Raw genomic sequence first — 17859 nt, 5'->3', positions numbered from 1 at the left:
CCCCGGGGGCTCACGTGGATCCGCGGGTGACCCGCAGCAGCCGGAAGCCTTTCGACGTCGCCGCGCGCGCGACGTCGTACGTCCCGCCGAGCTCCTCGGCGAGCCAGTGCTGCAGCGAGTCGGACCCGAGGTTCTTCTGGACCACGAGCCACGCCTCGCCGCCTTCCGCGAGTCGGGGGAGCCACCGCAGCAGGAGCTCGTGAAGGGCCTGCTTCCCGATGCGGATGGGCGGATTGGACCAGATCGTCGCGAAGCGCACCTCGCCGGGGACGTCGTCGGGCAGGGCCGTGCGGACGTTTGCGAGGCCGAGCCGGCGCGCGTTGGCCGCCGTGAGGTCGAGGCTGCGCTCGTTGACGTCGACGGCGTGCACGGTGGCGCCCGGCGAGCGCAGCGCCATCGTGAGGGCGATGGGCCCCCAGCCGCAGCCGATATCGAGCAGGTCGCCTTCGGGCGCGGGATCCGGGACCTCCGCGAGCAGCACCGCTGTGCCCTTGTCCACTCCGTCGGGGCTGAAGATACCGGCCGACGTCTCGAGCGCGCGCTCCTGGCCATCGAGGACGACGGCGAGCGGCCTGCGGACGTCGGGCACGGCAGGCTGGGCATTGAAATAGTGCGCGGGGTCCATGGCTATTCAGCCTACCGGTGAACTCGCCGAGCGCCCGGACTGGCGTCAGGTACGATGGGTCCATGCGCCTGTTCAAGTAGCCACCACTCTTCGCTGGCCCCGCCCCGCCGTCGACCGTGCGCCATCGAGCGCTGTCCGGCCGGGCTCAACAGGAAAGCCCTTATTTTGGAACGCCCTTCGCGTGACCCCTCTTTTGTCACCCCTGAGAACTATTCTGGAAATGCATCCCGTCCGAAGGAGACCATGACCAACCACCACGACGCCGCGTCCGAGCCTCAGCCGCAGGACCTCAGCGCGCAGGATATCCAGGCAGTCATCGACCGGATCCTCGCGAAGGAAGAGGCCGCGACGGCCAAGGGAGCGGGCCGCCAGCCCGCAGACGACGGCGAGTCCCCCTCCGCGCGCCGAGCCGGCCTGGGGACCGGCAAGGCCCTCGCCATCTCCGAGCTCGCCGTGGAGCACAGCGAGTACGACGGCGAGCAGCGGGACCTCGAGGAACGCCGCGCCCTGCGCCGCGTGGGCGGCCTTTCGACCGAACTCGAAGACGTCACCGAGGTCGAGTACCGGCAGCTGCGCCTCGAGCGCGTCGTCCTCGCGGGCCTGTGGAGCGAGGGGACGCTCGAGGACGCCGAGAACTCGCTGCACGAGCTCGCCGCGCTGGCCGAGACCGCTGGCTCCGAGGTGCTCGACGGCGTGGTCCAGCGGCGGCTCAAGCCGGACGCGGGGACCTTCCTCGGCTCCGGCAAGGCCCAAGAGCTCAAGGACATCGTCTCCGCGACGGGTGCCGATACCGTGATCGTCGACTCCGAGCTTTCGCCGTCGCAGCGGCGTGGCCTCGAGGACATCGTCAAGGTCAAGGTGATCGACCGGACGGCGCTCATCCTCGACATCTTCGCCCAGCACGCCAAGAGCCGCGAGGGCAAGGCACAAGTGGAGCTTGCCCAGCTCGAGTACCTGCTCCCGCGCCTTCGTGGCTGGGGCGAGTCGATGTCCCGACAGGCCGGTGGACGGGTCGGAGCCGCGGGCGGCGGCATCGGATCCCGTGGTCCCGGTGAGACAAAGATCGAGCTCGATCGGCGCCGGATCCGCACGCGCATGGCGAAGCTGCGCCGCGAGATCGCCGGCATGAAGCCTGCCCGCGAGACGAAGCGGGCGAACCGCAAGCGCAACGAGGTGCCCTCGGTCGCGATCGCGGGCTACACGAACGCGGGCAAGTCCTCGCTGCTCAACCGGCTGACCGACGCGGGCGTGCTCGTCCAGAACGCGCTGTTCGCGACGCTCGATCCCACTGTTCGTCGAGCGGAGACGCCCGACGGGCTGCCGTACACGCTCGCCGACACGGTCGGGTTCGTGCGCTCGCTGCCGACCCAGCTCATCGAGGCGTTCCGGTCGACGCTTGAGGAGGTCGCGGACGCCGACCTCGTGCTGCACGTCGTCGATGCGTCGCACCCGGACCCGGAGGGCCAGATCGCCGCGGTGCGGGAGGTGTTCGCCGAGGTCGACGCGCGGAAGGTCCCGGAGATCATCGTGCTCAACAAGGCGGACGCCGCGGATCCGTACGTCCTCGAGCGGCTGCGCCAGCGCGAGCCGCGGCACGTCATCGTCTCGGCGCGCACGGGTTTGGGCATCGCCGATCTCCGGAAGGCGATCAGCGATTCCATTCCGCGCCCGCACGTCTCGCTGACCATCCTCGTGCCCTACAACCGCGGAGACCTCCTGAGCCGCCTGCACGAGAGCAGCTCGGAGATCCACTTGCTCGAGCACACGGCGGACGGCACGCTCGCCCACGTCGTGGTGCGGGAGGAGTTCGTCGCCGAGCTGGAGCCGTTCACCGTCCATGACTGAGGTGAGCGCCGAGGAGTCGGCCGACGAGGGGGTCCGGGAGACGGCGGAGCAGACCGCGGTCAGGCTGCTCGACATCGCGGTGGCGGCGATGGGCGGCCAGCAGCGCGACGGGCAACACGAGATGGTGCGCCAGGTGGCGAAGGCCATCGAGGAGGAGCAGCATCTCCTTGTCCAGGCTGGCACCGGAACGGGGAAGTCGCTCGCCTACCTCGTCCCGCTCATCGCGCATTCGCGGCGCAGCGGCCGGCCCTCCGTCATCGCGACCGCCACCCTTGCGCTCCAGGCCCAGATCGTGGGCCGCGATCTGCCGCGGCTGCTCGAGGCGATCGGCCCGAAGCTCGAGGGCACGGTCGACGTCGCGCTCGTCAAGGGCCGCTCGAACTACCTCTGCAAGCACAAGCTCTCGGGCGGCTTCCCCACGGACGAGCCCGCCGAGGGGCAGCTGTTCGCGCTCGGTGAGGACACCGCCGTCGCCCATCCCGCTGCCACTGCGGGCGGTGGCCCGACGACGCCGCTCGGCCGCGAGGTCAAGCGGCTCCGGGACTGGGCCGAGGAGACGGACACCGGGGACCGCGACGACCTCGTGCCCGGCGTGTCGGACCGCGCGTGGCGTCAGGTCTCGGTGACGGCGCTCGAATGCCTCGGTGCGCAGAAGTGCCCGCTCGCGGCCGAGTGCTTCAGCGAGCTTGCGCGGCAGCACGGCGCGGAGGCTGACATCGTGGTGACCAACCACGCGATGCTCGCGATCAACGCCTTCGAGGGGCTCAACGTCCTGCCCGAATACGACGTCGTCGTGGTCGACGAGGCGCACGAGCTGCAGGACCGCGTGACCGGGGCCGTGAGCGCCCAGCTCTCGGTCGGAATGGTCACGTCCGCTGCGGCAGGGGCACGCCGGCACTGCGGCATCTCCGTCGAGGCGCTTCAGTCCGCGGCGGCGCAGCTTGAGCTCGCTCTCGCGTCCGTGCCGACGGGGCTGCTGGCGCGCGGGCTCACCGGCGAGCTCATCCAGGTCATCGAGCTTCTCCGCGACGCGTGCCGGGCCGCGCTTTCCGACGCGAAGTCGGGCGAGGGGCAGGCTGCGGCCGACGGCGGTCGGCAGGTCGCGCGCTCGCGTCTCCTCGCGATCGTCGAGTGCTGCGAGCGCCTCGCCGGCGCCGAGGAGAACGGCGAGGTGGTGTGGGTCTCCCGCGCGGGCTCGTTCGATCCTTCGACGGGCTACTCGGCTCCCGCGGACGATGCGCCGGCAACGCTCAGCATTGCCCCGCTCAACGTGGGCGGGCGGCTCCGCGACGGGCTCTTCGCAGAGCACACCGTCATCCTGACCTCGGCGACGCTTGCGATCGGCTCGGCGTTCGAGCCCGCGGCAGGCGGCCTCGGGCTGTTGGGGAACGGAGCGCCGAGCTGGACGGGATTGGATGTGGGGTCCCCGTTCGACTATCCGAAGCAGGGAGTCCTGTACGTCGCGCGGCACCTTCCGAAGCCCGGACGTGGGCTCTCCGCCGAGGCCATCGACGAGCTTGAATCCCTCATTCGGGCCTCCTCGGGCGGGGCACTGTGCCTCTTCTCCTCGCGGCGCGCCGCGGAGGAGGCGGCCGACGAGCTCCGCAAGCGCCTCGACGTCGAGATCCTGTGCCAGGGCGAGTCGTCCATGAGCGCGCTCGTGCGCCAGTTCGCGGACGAGCCGGATACATGTCTCTTCGGGACGATGTCCCTGTGGCAGGGCGTCGACGTGCCGGGCCACTCCTGCCGGCTCGTGGTGATCGACCGCATTCCGTTCCCCAGGCCGGACGATCCCATGACGACCGCGCGTTCGCGGGCAGTCGCGCAGGCCGGGGGGAACGGGTTCATGAGCGTCTCGGCGTCGCATGCCGCCGTGCGGCTCGCGCAGGGCGCGGGACGCCTCATCAGGTCGACGCAGGATCGCGGCGTCGTCGCCGTGCTCGACTCCCGCCTCGCGACCGAGCGCTATGGCCCGTTCTTGCGCTCCGCGCTGCCGCCGCTCTGGGGTACCACCGACCGGGCGGTGGTGCTGCAGGCCCTCGAGAGGCTCGCGGCGGCGGGCGCAGCCTGACCGGCCGACCTGCTGACCGGCGGCCGCCCGCTGGTGGCTAGACCGACCTCATCACCGACACAACGCGCCCCATGATGGTCGCGTGATCGCCGAGAATCGGCTCGTAGCGCGTGTTCTGGGGCAGTAGCCACGTGTGGCCGTCGCGCTGCCGGAAGGTCTTCACCGTGGCCTCGTCGTCGAGGAGCGCCGCGACGATGTCGCCGTTCTCTGCGTCGTGCTGGCGGCGCACCACGACCCAGTCGCCGTCGCAGATCGCGGCGTCGATCATGGAATCGCCCTTGACCTTGAGCATGAAGAGCTCCCCGTAGCCCACGAGCTGGCGGGGGAGGGGCATGACGTCCTCGACCACCTGGTCGGCGAGGATCGGACCGCCAGCGGCGATGCGGCCCACGAGCGGCACCATGGCGGTGTCCGCGGCGCTCGCCATGGCATCGACCGTGATGCCGCCGATGCCGAGAAGGGGAGCAGCCTGCTCCGCCGCGATCGTGAGGGGACCCTCGTCGAGGCTCAGCGGCATGAGCACCTCCATGGCGCGCGGGCGCTTCGGGTCGCGGCGCAGGTAGCCGAGCTTCTCCAGCTGGGCGAGCTGGTGCGTCACACTCGAGAGGCTCGCGAGGCCCACGGTGTCCCCAATCTCACGCATCGACGGAGGGTAGCCCTTGGTCTGGACCGAGCGCTGGATCGTCTCAAGGATCTTGCGCTGGCGCACCGTGAGACCCTTGGCCGCCTTGGCCACTCCTGCCATGCCGTGCTCCTTCTGGTTCTTATTTTGTCGGTGCCCCTCAGCATCCTGATTCCACCGTAGGGGACACAGAGGCACCTTTCAAACATTTGTTCTATCGAGTCTGGACACGATTCGTCCAGAGGTGCTAAAAGTGTTCCAGAGCATTCGAAGACAGTTTCGAAAGAACTGCCGAGGAGGAAGTACCGTGGCACACGCATTCGTAGCACCGTTCGGCGCCCCGCAGCGGGTCCTGCTTGACGACCTTTTGGGCCCGCGCGAGCTCCCCGGGGCCCGCGGGCAGGGCGAGACGGCCGTCGCCGCCCGCCCGCGCGAGTCCGTCCGTCCGAAGCTGCGCCTCACGCGGCGCGGGCGGTTCGTCCTGATCGCCGTGCCCGTGTTTCTCGCGTGCATACTCTTCCTCGCCGGGCTTGCGGCGCTCATGTCGCCGGCGCACGCCGGTGACGCCGCGCCTGCCACGACACCCGTGGTCCAGGTGACCGTCCAGCAGGGCCAGTCCCTCTGGTCGGTCGCGGCGGAGTACGCGCCGGATCGGGATCCGCGCGTGGTGGTCGGCCAGATCGTGGAGCTCAACGGGCTTGACTCGGCTCGCGTGCAGCCGGGCCAGCAGCTCCTCGTTCCCAAGTCATGAATGCTGGGAGCCGAACCGTCCGGGCGTAGGCTGGACCGGTGAACGAGCAGACTGTCCAACCCACTGTTTCCGGCGGGTTCGAGCCGGAAGACCTCACCCCGGAGGAGCGGCTTGCCCGGCTCCCGATCCGTGAGGATCTGCGTGGACAGCACCCGTACGGCGCGCCGCAGCTCGACGTGCCCATCATGCTCAACGTCAACGAGAACACGTACGGGGTTCCCGAGGACGTCCAGGAGGCGATCACCGAGGCGGTGCGGACCGCCGCGGCGGGCCTCAACCGCTACCCCGACCGCGAGTTCACGGAGCTTCGCGAGGCGTTGGCCGAGTATCTCGGCCACGGGCTCGCTCCAGAGCAGCTCTGGGCGGCGAACGGCTCCAACGAGGTCTTGCAGCAGCTCCTGCAAGCTTTCGGCGGCCCGGGGCGGTCAGCCCTCGGCTTCCCGCCCACGTATTCGATGTACCCGCTTCTCGCCGCCGGCACCGGCACGGCCTACCTCAAGGGCGTCCGGGACGAAGGCTACGAGCTCTCGGCGGAGTCCGCAGCCCGTCAGGTGCGGGAACTCGCACCGAACCTCGTCTTCCTGTGCTCGCCCAACAACCCGACGGGCACGGCCCTGGGTCTCGACGTCGTCGAAGCTGTCTACGAGGCCGGCGAGGCGAGCCAGGCGATCGTCATCGTGGACGAGGCCTACGCCGAGTTCGCCCAGCTCGGCACCCAGAGCGCGCTCTCCCTGCTCCCGGGCCGCTCGAGGCTCGTCGTGAGCCGCACGATGAGCAAGGCCTTCGCCCTCGCCGGCGCGCGCCTCGGCTATCTCGCCGCCGCGCCTGAGGTCATCGACGCGTTGCGGCTCGTCCGACTGCCGTACCACCTCTCCGCCGTGACCCAGGCGACCGCGCTCGCGGCGCTGCGCCACCGTGCGTCGCTCATGTCCGAGGTGGAGGAGATCAAGCACCAGCGTGATCGCATCGTCAAGGAGCTCGACCGGCTAGGCCTCACGCCTGCCACCTCGGACTCGAACTTCGTGTTCTTCACCGGGCTGCGCGATCCGGAGCGCGTCTGGCGTGGCCTGCTCGAGTCGGGGATCCTCGTGCGCGACGTCGGGATTCCCGGGAGCCTGCGCGTCACGGCGGGCACTGAGGCAGAGACGTCGGCGTTCCTCGCACGGCTCGAGGAGCTCCTCGTCGAGGACCCGGAACAGCTCGGCTGAGAACCAGCGCACGACCCGCCTAGAATGGTTAGGCCCCCGCAGTCGCCCCACAGAAGGACGGACAGGCATGAGCACCCAGCTGCAGACCGCGCCGCGCACGGCGCGGATGGAGCGCACGACGTCGGAATCGTCGGTCCTGGTCGAGATCAATCTCGACGGGACTGGCCGCTCGGACATCTCCAGCAGCGTGCCGTTCTACGACCACATGCTCACGGCGCTCTCGAAGCACTCGCTCATTGACCTGACCGTCAAGGCCACGGGGGACACGCACATCGACGTCCACCACACCGTGGAGGACATCGCGATCACGTTCGGCGAGGTGCTCAGGGAGGCGCTCGGCACGAAGGCGGGGATCCGCCGCTTCGGCGAGGCCACGGTGCCGCTCGACGAGGCCCTCGCCCACGCCGTCGTCGACGTCTCGGGCCGACCGTACCTCGTCCACTCGGGCGAGCCTGAGGGCCAGGAGTACCACCTCATCGGCGGGCACTTCACGGGCTCGCTCACACGCCACGTCTTCGAGGCCATCACGCTCCACTCGGGCATCTGCCTGCACATGCGCGTGCTCGCCGGCCGCGACCCGCACCACATCGTCGAGGCGCAGTTCAAGGCGTTCGCGCGGGCGCTCCGTGCTGCGATCGAACCCGACCCGCGGATCGGCGACGCCATTCCGTCCACGAAGGGCGCCCTGTGACGGCGTCGCCGACGGGCGGATCGACGACGCCGGGCCCGCAGGACGGCGTGGCCGTCGACGCCCGCAACCTCGGCGGTCCCGCTCCCGACCCTGAGGGTCGGCCCACCGTGGTGGTCCTCGACTACGGTTCCGGAAACGTTCGCTCGGCGGTGCGTGCGCTCGAGCGGGCAGGCGCTGCCGTGACCCTCAGCGCGAAGCCCGAGGACGCGCTCAACGCCGACGGACTGGTCGTCCCAGGCGTCGGGGCGTTCGCCACGGTCATGGACGAACTGAAGGCCGTGGACGGTGCGCGCATCATCGGCCGGCGCGTCGCGGGCGGCCGGCCTGTGCTCGCGATCTGCGTGGGCCTCCAGGTGCTTTTCGAGCGCGGCGTCGAGCACGGCGTCGAGTCCGAGGGCCTCGGCGAGTGGCCGGGCTCCGTCGAGCTCCTCCCCGCGGACGTGGTGCCGCACATGGGCTGGAACACGGTCACGGCGCCGGAGGGCTCGAGGCTCTTCGAGGGCGTGGAGTCGGAGCGCTTCTACTTCGTGCACTCGTACGGCGTGCAGAAGTGGGAGTTCGATGTGAGCCAGCCGCGCATGGCCGCCCCGCTCGTGACGTGGTCGGAGCACGGCGCGCCGTTCATCGCGGCCGTCGAGAACGGCCCGTTGTGCGCGACGCAGTTCCACCCCGAGAAGTCGGGGGACGCGGGGGCGCGCCTCCTGCGGAACTGGGTTTCGTCCCTCAAGGCGAAGGCCGCCGCCTGAATGTGGTCCGTGCTGCTGTTCGGCCTCGCCGGGCTCCTCGTCGGCGGCGTCGTGTCGTTCCGGCGGCAGGGCCTGCCCAACTGGACCTGGATCTCGTTCGGCGTTCTCGCCGTCGCAGCCCTCATCGCCGCCTATCTGTTCACCGTATCGGCCTGAGCGCCTGACCACCTCAAGCCAGACCACAAGGAGACCATCCATGACCAGTGTGGAGCCCATCCTCGAACTCCTTCCCGCCGTCGACGTCGCGGACGGCCAGGCCGTGCGGCTCGTCCAGGGCGAGGCCGGCAGCGAGACGAGCTACGGCGCCCCGCTCGACGCTGCGCTCGCCTGGCAGAACGACGGCGCCGAGTGGGTCCATCTCGTGGACCTCGACGCGGCGTTCGGTCGCGGGAGCAACCGCGAACTGCTCGCCGACGTCGTGAACCAGCTCTCCGTCAAGGTCGAGCTCTCCGGCGGCATCCGCGACGACGCGTCCCTCGACGCCGCGCTCGAGCTCGGGGCCGCTCGAGTCAATCTCGGTACCGCGGCGCTCGAGGACCCGGCGTGGACGGCGCGCGCGATCGAGCGCTACGGCGACCGCATCGCCGTCGGCCTCGACGTGCGCGGCACGACGCTCGCCGCGCGCGGCTGGACGAAGGAGGGCGGCGACCTCTGGGAGGTGCTCGCCCGCCTTGAGGACGCTGGCTGCGCGCGCTACGTCGTCACCGACGTGACGAAGGACGGCACCCTCCGCGGGCCGAACGTCGAGCTCCTCCAGCAGATGTGCGAGCGGACGAAGAAGCCCGTCGTCGCGTCGGGGGGCATCTCGAGCCTCGACGATCTGCGCACCCTGCGCGAACTCGTGCCGCTCGGCGTCGAGGGAGCGATCGTGGGCAAGGCGCTCTACGCGGGCAAGTTCACGCTCCCCGAGGCGCTCGACGTCGCTGGCCGCCGCTGACATGGACACAGAAGGCGCCCCCGCGCCGCGTCATCTCCCGGGGCACATCGCCGCGGCGCTCGCGCGTGCGGGGGAGCGTTCCGACTCCGCGGGCCAGCCGTGGGCGGGGCGGGACCTCTCCGGCGAGGGGAACTCCCTGCATCAGTTCGATGCGGACGACGGCGCGGCCGACCCCGGCGTCGAGGCCGCCATCGCGGCACTCGCCTCGGGCGAGGCCGGGGGCGGCACCGGGGCGGGGACCGAAGAGGCAGTCTTCGCGTCGCTCGCGACCGCGCGGGTCTTCGTTCCAGTGGTGGCCTCGCTCGCTGAGGGAGCCCTCGGCGCCCACGGCTTCGCCGAGGACAAGGAGGCCGACATGGCCCTCGTGACCCTCACCGCGCCGGACGGGCGCAAGGCGCTCCCGGTCTTCACGTCGGTCGCGCGGCTCGAGGCCTGGCACGCCGAGGCGCGTCCCGTCGCGGTCTTCGCCCCGCGTGCCGCGCTTTCGGCCGTCTCGGAGGGCGCCGAGCTCCTCGTCATCGATCCGGGCGCCGACGTCACGTTCGTGCTGCGCCGCCCCGCCGTGTGGGCGCTCGCCCAGCAGCGGCCATGGACGCCGTCGTACCGGGACGCCTCGCTCGCCGAGGTGGTCTCCGAAGTCATCGAAGACCTTGAGCCGGTCCGTGCCGCACGGCTCGAACCCGGCAAGGGCGTGGCGACGCGCGACCGCGCGGGTCGCGTCGTGCCCGGCGGCGGTCCGGGGCCCGAACTTCGGATCGTGCTCGAGCTCGCGCCTGGCTTGCCAGCCGACGCACTGCGTGAAATGGTGACAGAGCTGAACGGCCGACTCGCCGGCAGCGAACGCTTCGCAGAGGCTGTGGACTCCATCGAGATCTCCCTCCGAGCGTTCGGGGACTGAGCCGCCCCCGCCATAAGGCGGAGTGCGCGGCCTCAAAGGGGGATCGATGGATTTCGCCCTGTACGGGCAACTGTGGCGACGCCGCCCGGTACGGAATCTGCTGCTTGTCGCGATGGTCGCACGCCTGCCGCACTCCGCCGCCGGCGTGCTCCTCACGCTGCACGTCGTGCAGACGCTGGGCCTGGGCTACGGTGCCGCGGGGGCAGTGGCCGCCCTGCTCACGATCGGGATCGCGCTCGGCGCGCCGTGGCGCGGGAGGCGCGTCGACACCGCCGGACTCCGCGTGGCGCTCATTCCGTCCATCGTCGCGGAGGCGGTGGTCTGGTCTGTCGCACCGCACCTCAACTATCCGGGGCTGCTCGTCGCTGCGCTGGTCGGCGGGGTCTTCTCGCTGCCGATCTTCTCGGTCGTGCGGCAGTCGCTCGGTGTCATGACCACGGCCGAGCAGCGGCGAACGGCCTTCGCGCTCGACTCGATCGGCACGGAGGTCACGTTCATGGTGGGCCCCGCGGCCGCCGCGCTCGTCGCCGTTCAGCTCTCCACCACGATCGGCATCACGGCCGTTGGCATCTCGGCCTCGCTCGCGGGTCTCGCTCTCGTGTGGTTCAACCCGCCGACGCGTTCGGGTCAGCCCGGCTCCGTCGCGGGCGGGATGGCGCCGTCCACGGATCGCGACGACGTCGCCTCGAGCCTCGAGTCGGCCGAGAGCGCGGCGCCCGCGGAGGTGGCGGCCGGTCAGGCGGACGGCGCGTCAGGCCTCCGCAGGCTCCTCGGCCGTGCGCGCGGCGGGCTCGGCTGGGTGACCGTGGGCGTCGCGGTGATCCTCGTGGTGGCGGCCGGCGCCGGGATGGTCCTCTCGGGGACGGACGTGGGAATCGTCGCCGTCCTGCGCGGGCACGGGCAGGGCGAGCAGCTCGGCTTCGTGTTCTTCGCGTGGTGCCTTTCGTCCCTCGTCGGCGGAGTCGTCTACGGGGCCATGACCGTGCGGATCCATCCGCTGGTCCTGCTTCTGCTCATGTCTGCGCTCACCGTGCCGATGGGCTTTGCGACCGATGTCTGGTCGCTGAGCCTCCTGTCCCTCGGGGCGGGGCTCCTGTGCGCGCCGACGCTCGCGGCCGCATCAGAGGCCGTGGCCGCGCTCGTCGAGGAGAAGCGGCGCGGCGAGGCCATGGGCTGGTACGGCTCCGCGCTGACGGCGGGGACGGCGCTCGGCTCGCCTTTCACGGGGCTCATGATCGACGCTGGGGGCCCCTGGGCGGGGTTCGTGGGGATCGGCGTCGGGGGAGTGGTGCTGTGTGCGGCGGGGCTCGTGGCGCAGGGCGTCCGACGGCGGCGCCGCACTTTGGCGGGTTAGCGCGGCGGCAGCTTCGCTCGGCCGCCCGACGTGGCGGCCGGCTTGGCGTCGGCTTAGCGTCGGCTACCGGTCGGCCGCCGGCGCGGTCTCGCGCCGATCGGCGGCCGGTGGCGGGGTTGCTAGTTGACCGGGCCCGTGTACTTCTCGCCGGGACCCTTGCCCGGCTCGTCCGCGATGAGGGAAGCCTCACGGAACGCGAGCTGGAGCGAGCGGAGGCCGTCGCGGAGCGGCGCGGCGTGCTGAGAGCCGATCTCAGGCGCGGCCGCGGTGACGAGGCCGGCGAGTGCGGTGATGAGCTTGCGCGCCTCGTCGAGGTCCTTGAGAGCCTCGCCGTCGGGGCCCTCGGCGAGCCCCACCTTGACCGCCGCGGCGCTCATGAGGTGCACCGCCGTCGTCGTGATCACTTCGACCGCGGCGACCTCCGCGATGTCGCGGACTTCGGCGCTCACATCGGGCTCAGTGGTCGAGGGCAGGGTCTGATCAGTCATGCTGATAAGCTTGGCATAGACCGACTGGAAGTCGTTATTCCGCGTGCCTCCCACGCGGTGGTCACTGGCATGCGTCGTGACCCTGTATACTTGACTGACAGTTTGCAAGCGGAGTTCTCTCCCACCCGCGTCGGCGTGCAGATCGCCTGAGGATGAATTCTTCAGGAAAGCATTGCTGCCGGGTACTCAGGTCGGCCGGCGCGGAATCCACCGCGACCGGACGCTGCGCCCAAGAGCGCGCTGACCTCTGAGGCCTCCGATTGCGCCGGCAATCGGGGGCCTTCCTCGTTGTCGGGGCCATCCTTGACTACTTGAGGAGCTTGAACATTAGCGAACCACGCATCAATGAGCGAATCCGCGTCCCCGAGGTTCGCCTCGTAGGGCCTGCCGGTGAGCAGGTCGGCATCGTTCGTATCGAGGACGCTCTGCGTCTGGCGGCCGAGTCCGATCTCGATCTCGTTGAAGTTGCACCCCAGGCGAAACCGCCGGTGTGCAAGCTGATGGATTTCGGCAAGTACAAGTACGAGGCCGCGGTCAAGGCTCGCGAGGCCCGCAAGAACCAGACGAACACGGTTCTCAAGGAGATTCGCTTCCGCCTCAAGATCGACACCCACGACTACGAGACGAAGAAGGGCCATGCGCTCCGCTTCCTCGGCGCCGGGGACAAGGTCAAGGCCATGATCCAGTTCCGCGGTCGTGAGCAGCAGCGTCCGGAGATGGGCATCCGCCTCCTCCAGCGCTTCGCAGACGACGTCGCCGAGGTCGGTGCGATCGAGTCCACTCCGCGCATCGATGGGCGCAACATGGTCATGGTCATCGGACCGCTCAAGAACAAGGCGGAGGCGAAGGCCGAGGCCCGTCGCGCAGCCCAGCGCGCCTCGGACAAGGCCAAGGCGGAAGCCGCCAAGGCGGGCGGCGTCACGGCCGACAATGCACCGTTGACGCAGTCGCTCGGAGACGCGCTTCCCGCCGACTTCCTGCGGGCCGCAGGCCAGACGGACGAGGCAGCCGAGACCGAGGCCGCAGAGGTTCAGTCCACGGAGGTCGAAGCCCCTGAGACTGAGACGGCTGAGGTCGAGACCCCTGAGGTCGAGGCGGAGGTCGCCGAGACCGCTGAGGTCGAGACTGCTGAGGCCGAGACCCCGGCGGCAGCGGCTCCGAAGGCCCAGGCCTCCAAGGCTCAGGCTCCGGCAGCCAAGGCCCCCGCCGCCAAGGCTCCCGCAGCCGCGCCGGCCAAGGCACCCGCCGCGAAGGCGGAGGCGCCTGCCGCGACGGCGAGCGAGCCGAAGCAGGCGGCCACGGCGAAGGAGTCTGCGAAGCCGGTTCCGCGCCCGCAGGCACCTCGGCCGGCTGAGGCTGCGAAGCCTGCAGCGCCGAAGCCCTCGGCACCCCGTCCGCAGGCCCCGAAGCCGGGTGCCCCGCGGCCGGGATCCTCGGCTCCCAAGCCGGCCGCGCCGCGGTCGTCTGGACGCCGAGGCAACTAGTCCACTGCGTGCCGGTCTGACCGGCACGCAGTACCACCAGTCGGCCCGCGAGAGCGGGCCGTCAGAGAAGCCGCGGCCACGTGCCGCGGGAAGCGAAGGGAAACGGTTCCTATGCCGAAGATGAAGACCCACAGTGGCGCCAAGAAGCGCTTCAAGCTGACCGGCTCCGGCAAGCTCAAGCGCCAGCAGGCCAACCGCCGCCACTACCTCGAGCACAAGCCCACGACGCTCACGCGCCGTCTCCACGCAGACAAGATCGTGGCCAAGGGTGATGCCAAGGTCATCAAGCGGATGCTCGGCATCTGAATTAGTTCCGCAGCCACGATTTTCTAAAGGAGTATTCACATGGCACGTGTGAAGCGGGCAGTCAACGCCCACAAGAAGCGCCGTACCGTCCTCGACCGGGCCTCCGGCTACCGGGGCCAGCGTTCGCGTCTGTACCGCAAGGCGAAGGAGCAGCTGCTCCACTCGTTCGTGTACAGCTACCAGGACCGTCACAAGCGCAAGGGTGACTTCCGTCGCCTCTGGATCCAGCGCATCAACGCTGCCGCCCGCGCCAACGGCCTGACCTACAACCGCCTCATCCAGGGCCTCAAGGCCGCTGAGGTGGAGGTTGACCGCCGCATGCTCGCCGAGCTCGCCGTCTCCGATGCTGCCGCATTCGCGGCGCTCGTCGAGGTCGCCAAGAAGGCGCTCCCCTCGGACGTCAACGCTCCGGTCGCCGCGAAGTAACCTTCGCCAGCGCAACTTTCCAACCGCCCGCATTGCCCCTCGGCAGTGCGGGCGGTCGGTTTAAGGTAGGTCAGTGACTTCATCGCACCGCCCCGACTCGCATACCGCGGCAAGCGCCGAGACCATGACGAATCCGCGCGCGGACCGCGTGCGCGACGTGGCCAAGCTCGCGCAGCGGTCGGCGCGCATGCGCCGCGGACTGTTCCTCGCGGAGGGCCCGCAGGCTGCCCGCGAGGCCCTGCGCCTCGACGCCCAGGTTGCGGACGCGGACGACGGCGGGCCCCGGCTCGTCACGGAGGTCTACGCGAGTGCCGCGTGCCTCGAGCGGTATCCCGAGCTCGAGGCCCTCGCCCGGGCGAATGGGACGCTCCGGCTCGCGACGGAGGGAGTGCTCGCCGCGATGGCGGACACGGTGAATCCCCAGGGCATCGTGGCCGTCTGCCGCCAGCTCGACGTCTCGCTGGCCGAGGTCCTGAACCGGGGGCCGCGGCTCGTCAGCGTCCTCTGCCGGGTGCAGGATCCCGGCAACGCGGGGACCATCCTGCGGGCGGCCGATGCGGCCGGGGCGGACGCGGTGATCTTCACCGAGGGCAGCGTGGACCCGTACAACCCCAAGACCGTCCGCAGCACCGCCGGCTCGCTGTTCCACGTCCCGTTCGTCATCGGCACCGACTCGGCCGCGCTGGCCGAGGAGCTCCGGGCCGCCGGAATCGGCGTGCTCGCGGCAGACGGGTACGGGACGGTCGATCTCGACGCGCTCCAGGACGAGAGCGCCGGCCGCCGCCTCGCGGATCTGCGGCCCGGCGAGGCGTCCGGCGGAGACAACCCCGACCCCGCTTCGGCAGGGGAGGCCGCGCCAGAGGCGACCTCGTCCCCCCACCGCGAGGAGGCGCCGTCGTACGCGCTCGAGGCGCCCACGGCGTGGCTCTTCGGCAACGAGGCCCAGGGGCTCTCCGACGCCGAGCTCGGCCTGGCGGACGCGCGCGTCGCCGTGCCCATCTACGGCGATGCGGAGAGCCTCAACGTCGGGACCGCAGCGACGGTGTGCCTCTATGCGAGTGCGCGGGCCCAACGCCGTGGGCGGCCGACCCGGTAGATTCGCACGTATGTCAGCAGGCGGGGGAACCAAGGCAGTCGTCGCGGCGCTCGGCGCCAACCTCGCGATCGCGACGATGAAGTTCGTCGCGTTCGCGCTCACGGCGTCGTCGTCCATGCTCGCGGAGGCGATCCACTCGGTCGCGGACTCGGGGAACCAGGTCCTCCTGCTCGTCGGGGGGAAGCGGGCCTCGCGCGCGGCGAGTCCGCAGCATCCGTTCGGCTACGGCCGCGAACGGTACATCTACGCGTTCATCGTCTCGATCGTGCTGTTCAGTGTGGGCGGCCTGTTCGCGCTCTTCGAAGCGTGGGAGAAGCTCCAGCACCCCCACGGCATCGAGGGGCCGTGGTGGTGGGTGCCGCTCGCGATCCTCGTCGGCTCGATCGCCGCGGAGGGCTTCTCATTCAGGACGGGCCTGCGGGAGGCGCGTCCGTTCCGCGGCGGCCAGAGCTGGGTCTCGTTCATCCGCACCGCCAAGCAGCCCGAGCTGCCGGTCGTGCTGCTCGAGGACTTCGGCGCGCTCATCGGCCTCGTGTGCGCCCTGTTCGGCGTCTCGCTCACGCTGGCCACCGGCAGCGGCGTGTGGGACGCCCTCGGAACGGGGCTCATCGGCCTCCTGCTCGTGGGCATCGCGGCCGTGCTCGCGCTCGAGACGAGCTCGCTCCTGCTCGGGGAATCCGCTGGGGCCGAGGACCTTGCGAGGATCGAGGCCGCCCTCACGAGCGACGGGACGCGCATCATCCACCTTCGGACCATGCACCTCGGCCCCGAGGAGCTCCTCGTGGGCGCCAAGTTCAGCGTGGCCCGCGGGGCCACCGGGGAACAGATCGCCCGGGCGATCGACGACGCCGAAGCCCGCATCCGCTCGGCCGTGCCGAGCGCTCGGGTCATCTACCTCGAGCCGGATATCCCGAGGAGCGAGCAGCGCGGCGATCCAGCCATCCGCTGAGGGACGCGATCCCGAGGCCCAGGACCGCAAGTCCCGCACCGACGAACGCGGGGGCCGTGAAGCCCCAGCCCCACCCGATCACGAGGCCGCCCATGAACGCGCCGAGCGCGTTCGCGACGTTGAGGGCCGAGTGGTTGAGCGACGACGCGAGCGTCGCGGCGTTCGGCGCGGAGTCGAGGAGACGGGTCTGGAGCGCCGGGATGAGCGTGGACCCCGACCCGCCGATCACGAAGACCATGATCAGGGCCGTGGGCCACCAGTGCGCCGCAAGCCCGTACAGGACCATGACGACGGCCACGAGGGCCAAGCCCCGGTAGATGGTGCCCATGACCGAGCGGTCCGCCATGCGGCCGCCCACGACGTTGCCCACGACCATGCCCAGCCCGTACAGCGCGACGACGAGCGGCATGAGGTTCTCGGGGAGCCCTGCCACCGAGGTCATGGTGTGTGCGATGTACGTGTAGGTCGCGAAGAACCCGCCGAAGCCCACCACACCGATGAGCAGCGCGAGCCACATCTGCACGCGGGTCAGCGCGCCGAGTTCGCGCCGGATGCTCGCCTCCGGGTGGGCCGGCTCGAACGGCACGAAGCGCCAGATCATCGCGACCGCCGCGAGCCCGATGATCGCGGTGACGACGAACAGCAGCCGCCAACCGAACGCCTGGCCGAGCCACGTCGCGAACGGCACGCCGAGCACGTTGGCGATCGTCAGCCCGGACATCACGGTGGCGATGGCCCAACCACGCTTGGTCGGCGCGACGAGCGTGCTCGCGAGGACCGCGGCCGCACCGAAGTACGCGCCGTGGGGAAGCCCCGACGCGAAGCGCGAGACCATCATCGAGCCGAAGTCCGCCGCGAAGACTGAGGAGAGGTTGCCGAGGGCGATGAACGCCGCCAGCCCCATGACGAGGTACTTGCGGGGGAGCCGGGCCCCGACCGCAGCGAGAATCGGTGCGCCGACCACCACGCCGAGCGCGTACGCGGAGATCAACTCGCCAGCCTGGGGCGTGCTGAGGCTCAGGCCGCGCTCGATCTCCTTGAGAAGGCCCATCGTGGTGAACTCGACCGTCCCGATGCCGAAGCCGCCGAGCGCGAGGGAGAGCATGGCCCAGAAGAGCGGGCGGGGTGCGAGCGGCGCGGGACCGCGGTGGCTCGTGCCGGCGCTCTGGGCAGGGGCTGTTTGGGCAGCGGGCGTGGTCATGCGCTGATCCTCGGGGGTCGGTGCTCGGGAACTGGTGCCAGGAATTCGTGCCGGAAGCCGGCGTTGGGGGAGGGGCAGCGCTGACCCTCGAGCTTGTTAAACCCTACGCGGTGCTGGCTGATTCCTGACACTCGTGAATTCGTTGCGCTGGCGATTAGTTG

Annotated in this window: 19 protein-coding genes; 15 read left to right on the top strand and 4 right to left on the bottom strand. The window is 70.6% G+C overall.

Features of this window, described 5'->3' with window-relative positions; genetic code table 11:
• Positions 1-10: 10 nt before the first annotated feature.
• Positions 11-625 carry a class I SAM-dependent methyltransferase gene (locus E6A26_RS03685; RefSeq protein WP_136609849.1) on the bottom strand — a complete coding sequence of 205 codons (615 nt, stop codon included), beginning with the start codon at positions 623-625 and terminating at the stop codon, positions 11-13.
• Between the two features lie 243 nt (positions 626-868).
• Here E6A26_RS03685 and hflX point away from each other — a divergent pair, with 243 nt between their 5' ends.
• Together hflX and E6A26_RS03675 are read left to right on the top strand one after the other, a co-directional pair.
• Positions 869-2470, top strand: coding sequence for a GTPase HflX (gene hflX, locus E6A26_RS03680; protein WP_136609848.1), 1602 nt, complete (start codon positions 869-871; stop codon positions 2468-2470).
• The gene (locus E6A26_RS03675) at positions 2463-4541 is read left to right on the top strand and encodes an ATP-dependent DNA helicase (RefSeq protein ID WP_136609847.1); all 2079 of its coding nucleotides are present in this window, start codon (positions 2463-2465) and stop codon (positions 4539-4541) included. The genes hflX and E6A26_RS03675 overlap by 8 nt, the downstream gene beginning before the upstream one ends.
• Before the next feature lie 37 nt (positions 4542-4578).
• Here E6A26_RS03675 and lexA read toward each other — a convergent pair whose 3' ends face one another.
• A complete protein-coding gene (gene lexA / locus E6A26_RS03670; RefSeq protein WP_136609846.1) occupies positions 4579-5286 on the bottom strand; it encodes a transcriptional repressor LexA in 708 nt (235 codons plus the stop codon).
• A 184-nt stretch (positions 5287-5470) separates the two neighbouring features.
• Between lexA and E6A26_RS03665 the strand changes: the two genes are divergently transcribed.
• The 8 genes from E6A26_RS03665 (at position 5471) to E6A26_RS03635 (ending at position 11748) form a co-directional block, all read left to right on the top strand.
• Positions 5471-5914: a LysM peptidoglycan-binding domain-containing protein gene (locus E6A26_RS03665; RefSeq protein ID WP_234864997.1), complete on the top strand. Its 444-nt coding sequence runs from the start codon at positions 5471-5473 to the stop codon at positions 5912-5914.
• Between the two features lie 38 nt (positions 5915-5952).
• Positions 5953-7122, top strand: coding sequence for a histidinol-phosphate transaminase (locus E6A26_RS03660; RefSeq protein ID WP_136609845.1), 1170 nt, complete (start codon positions 5953-5955; stop codon positions 7120-7122).
• Between the two features lie 67 nt (positions 7123-7189).
• Positions 7190-7813, top strand: a complete 624-nt coding sequence (gene hisB, locus E6A26_RS03655; RefSeq protein WP_136609844.1) for an imidazoleglycerol-phosphate dehydratase HisB — start codon at positions 7190-7192, stop codon at positions 7811-7813.
• 47 nt (positions 7814-7860) lie between these two features.
• Positions 7861-8559: an imidazole glycerol phosphate synthase subunit HisH gene (gene hisH, locus E6A26_RS03650; protein ID WP_136610035.1), complete on the top strand. Its 699-nt coding sequence runs from the start codon at positions 7861-7863 to the stop codon at positions 8557-8559.
• Between the two features lie 9 nt (positions 8560-8568).
• On the top strand, positions 8569-8715 hold the full coding sequence (locus E6A26_RS17535) for a hypothetical protein (protein ID WP_168928661.1): 147 nt from the start codon (positions 8569-8571) through the stop codon (positions 8713-8715).
• A gap of 40 nt (positions 8716-8755) precedes the next feature.
• Positions 8756-9496 carry a bifunctional 1-(5-phosphoribosyl)-5-((5-phosphoribosylamino)methylideneamino)imidazole-4-carboxamide isomerase/phosphoribosylanthranilate isomerase PriA gene (priA, locus tag E6A26_RS03645; RefSeq protein ID WP_136609843.1) on the top strand — a complete coding sequence of 247 codons (741 nt, stop codon included), beginning with the start codon at positions 8756-8758 and terminating at the stop codon, positions 9494-9496.
• 1 nt (position 9497) lies between these two features.
• Positions 9498-10394, top strand: a complete 897-nt coding sequence (locus E6A26_RS03640) for an SseB family protein (protein WP_136609842.1) — start codon at positions 9498-9500, stop codon at positions 10392-10394.
• A 46-nt stretch (positions 10395-10440) separates the two neighbouring features.
• Positions 10441-11748: an MFS transporter gene (locus E6A26_RS03635; protein WP_136609841.1), complete on the top strand. Its 1308-nt coding sequence runs from the start codon at positions 10441-10443 to the stop codon at positions 11746-11748.
• Positions 11749-11867: 119 nt separating this feature from the next.
• Here the strand turns inward: E6A26_RS03635 and E6A26_RS03630 are convergent, their stop codons facing one another.
• Positions 11868-12236, bottom strand: coding sequence for a DUF1844 domain-containing protein (locus tag E6A26_RS03630; RefSeq protein ID WP_136609840.1), 369 nt, complete (start codon positions 12234-12236; stop codon positions 11868-11870).
• A 320-nt stretch (positions 12237-12556) separates the two neighbouring features.
• On the opposite strand from E6A26_RS03630, the gene infC reads away from it, so the two are divergent.
• The 5 genes from infC to E6A26_RS03605 all read left to right on the top strand — a co-directional run bounded on the left by infC (position 12557) and on the right by E6A26_RS03605 (position 16497).
• Positions 12557-13720, top strand: coding sequence for a translation initiation factor IF-3 (gene infC, locus E6A26_RS03625; protein ID WP_234864995.1), 1164 nt, complete (start codon positions 12557-12559; stop codon positions 13718-13720).
• 111 nt (positions 13721-13831) lie between these two features.
• On the top strand, positions 13832-14026 hold the full coding sequence (gene rpmI, locus E6A26_RS03620) for a 50S ribosomal protein L35 (protein ID WP_136609839.1): 195 nt from the start codon (positions 13832-13834) through the stop codon (positions 14024-14026).
• Between the two features lie 39 nt (positions 14027-14065).
• Entirely contained in the window at positions 14066-14452 is a 387-nt protein-coding gene (rplT, locus tag E6A26_RS03615) for a 50S ribosomal protein L20 (RefSeq protein ID WP_136609838.1), read from the top strand.
• Between the two features lie 124 nt (positions 14453-14576).
• Entirely contained in the window at positions 14577-15548 is a 972-nt protein-coding gene (locus E6A26_RS03610) for a TrmH family RNA methyltransferase (protein ID WP_136610033.1), read from the top strand.
• 10 nt (positions 15549-15558) lie between these two features.
• Entirely contained in the window at positions 15559-16497 is a 939-nt protein-coding gene (locus E6A26_RS03605) for a cation diffusion facilitator family transporter (protein ID WP_136609837.1), read from the top strand.
• Here the strand turns inward: E6A26_RS03605 and E6A26_RS03600 are convergent.
• Positions 16436-17602 carry an MFS transporter gene (locus tag E6A26_RS03600; RefSeq protein WP_234865047.1) on the bottom strand — a complete coding sequence of 389 codons (1167 nt, stop codon included), beginning with the start codon at positions 17600-17602 and terminating at the stop codon, positions 16436-16438. The genes E6A26_RS03605 and E6A26_RS03600 overlap by 62 nt on opposite strands.
• Positions 17603-17859 lie beyond the last annotated feature (257 nt).

The sequence above is a fragment of the Sinomonas albida genome (assembly GCF_004919045.1).
GTDB lineage: Bacteria > Actinomycetota > Actinomycetes > Actinomycetales > Micrococcaceae > Sinomonas > Sinomonas albida.
This window is presented reverse-complemented; position numbering and strand designations above follow the sequence as displayed.

Coding starts and splice junctions, on each gene's coding strand:
- E6A26_RS03685 (WP_136609849.1), bottom strand. CDS start 625: ATGGACCCCGCGCACTATTTCAATGCCCAGCCTGCCGTGCCCGACGTC.
- hflX (WP_136609848.1), top strand. CDS start 869: ATGACCAACCACCACGACGCCGCGTCCGAGCCTCAGCCGCAGGACCTC.
- E6A26_RS03675 (WP_136609847.1), top strand. CDS start 2,463: ATGACTGAGGTGAGCGCCGAGGAGTCGGCCGACGAGGGGGTCCGGGAG.
- lexA (WP_136609846.1), bottom strand. CDS start 5,286: ATGGCAGGAGTGGCCAAGGCGGCCAAGGGTCTCACGGTGCGCCAGCGC.
- hisB (WP_136609844.1), top strand. CDS start 7,190: ATGAGCACCCAGCTGCAGACCGCGCCGCGCACGGCGCGGATGGAGCGC.
- priA (WP_136609843.1), top strand. CDS start 8,756: ATGACCAGTGTGGAGCCCATCCTCGAACTCCTTCCCGCCGTCGACGTC.
- E6A26_RS03640 (WP_136609842.1), top strand. CDS start 9,498: ATGGACACAGAAGGCGCCCCCGCGCCGCGTCATCTCCCGGGGCACATC.
- E6A26_RS03635 (WP_136609841.1), top strand. CDS start 10,441: ATGGATTTCGCCCTGTACGGGCAACTGTGGCGACGCCGCCCGGTACGG.
- E6A26_RS03630 (WP_136609840.1), bottom strand. CDS start 12,236: ATGACTGATCAGACCCTGCCCTCGACCACTGAGCCCGATGTGAGCGCC.
- rpmI (WP_136609839.1), top strand. CDS start 13,832: ATGCCGAAGATGAAGACCCACAGTGGCGCCAAGAAGCGCTTCAAGCTG.
- rplT (WP_136609838.1), top strand. CDS start 14,066: ATGGCACGTGTGAAGCGGGCAGTCAACGCCCACAAGAAGCGCCGTACC.
- E6A26_RS03610 (WP_136610033.1), top strand. CDS start 14,577: ATGACGAATCCGCGCGCGGACCGCGTGCGCGACGTGGCCAAGCTCGCG.
- E6A26_RS03605 (WP_136609837.1), top strand. CDS start 15,559: ATGTCAGCAGGCGGGGGAACCAAGGCAGTCGTCGCGGCGCTCGGCGCC.
- E6A26_RS03600 (WP_234865047.1), bottom strand. CDS start 17,602: ATGCTCTCCCTCGCGCTCGGCGGCTTCGGCATCGGGACGGTCGAGTTC.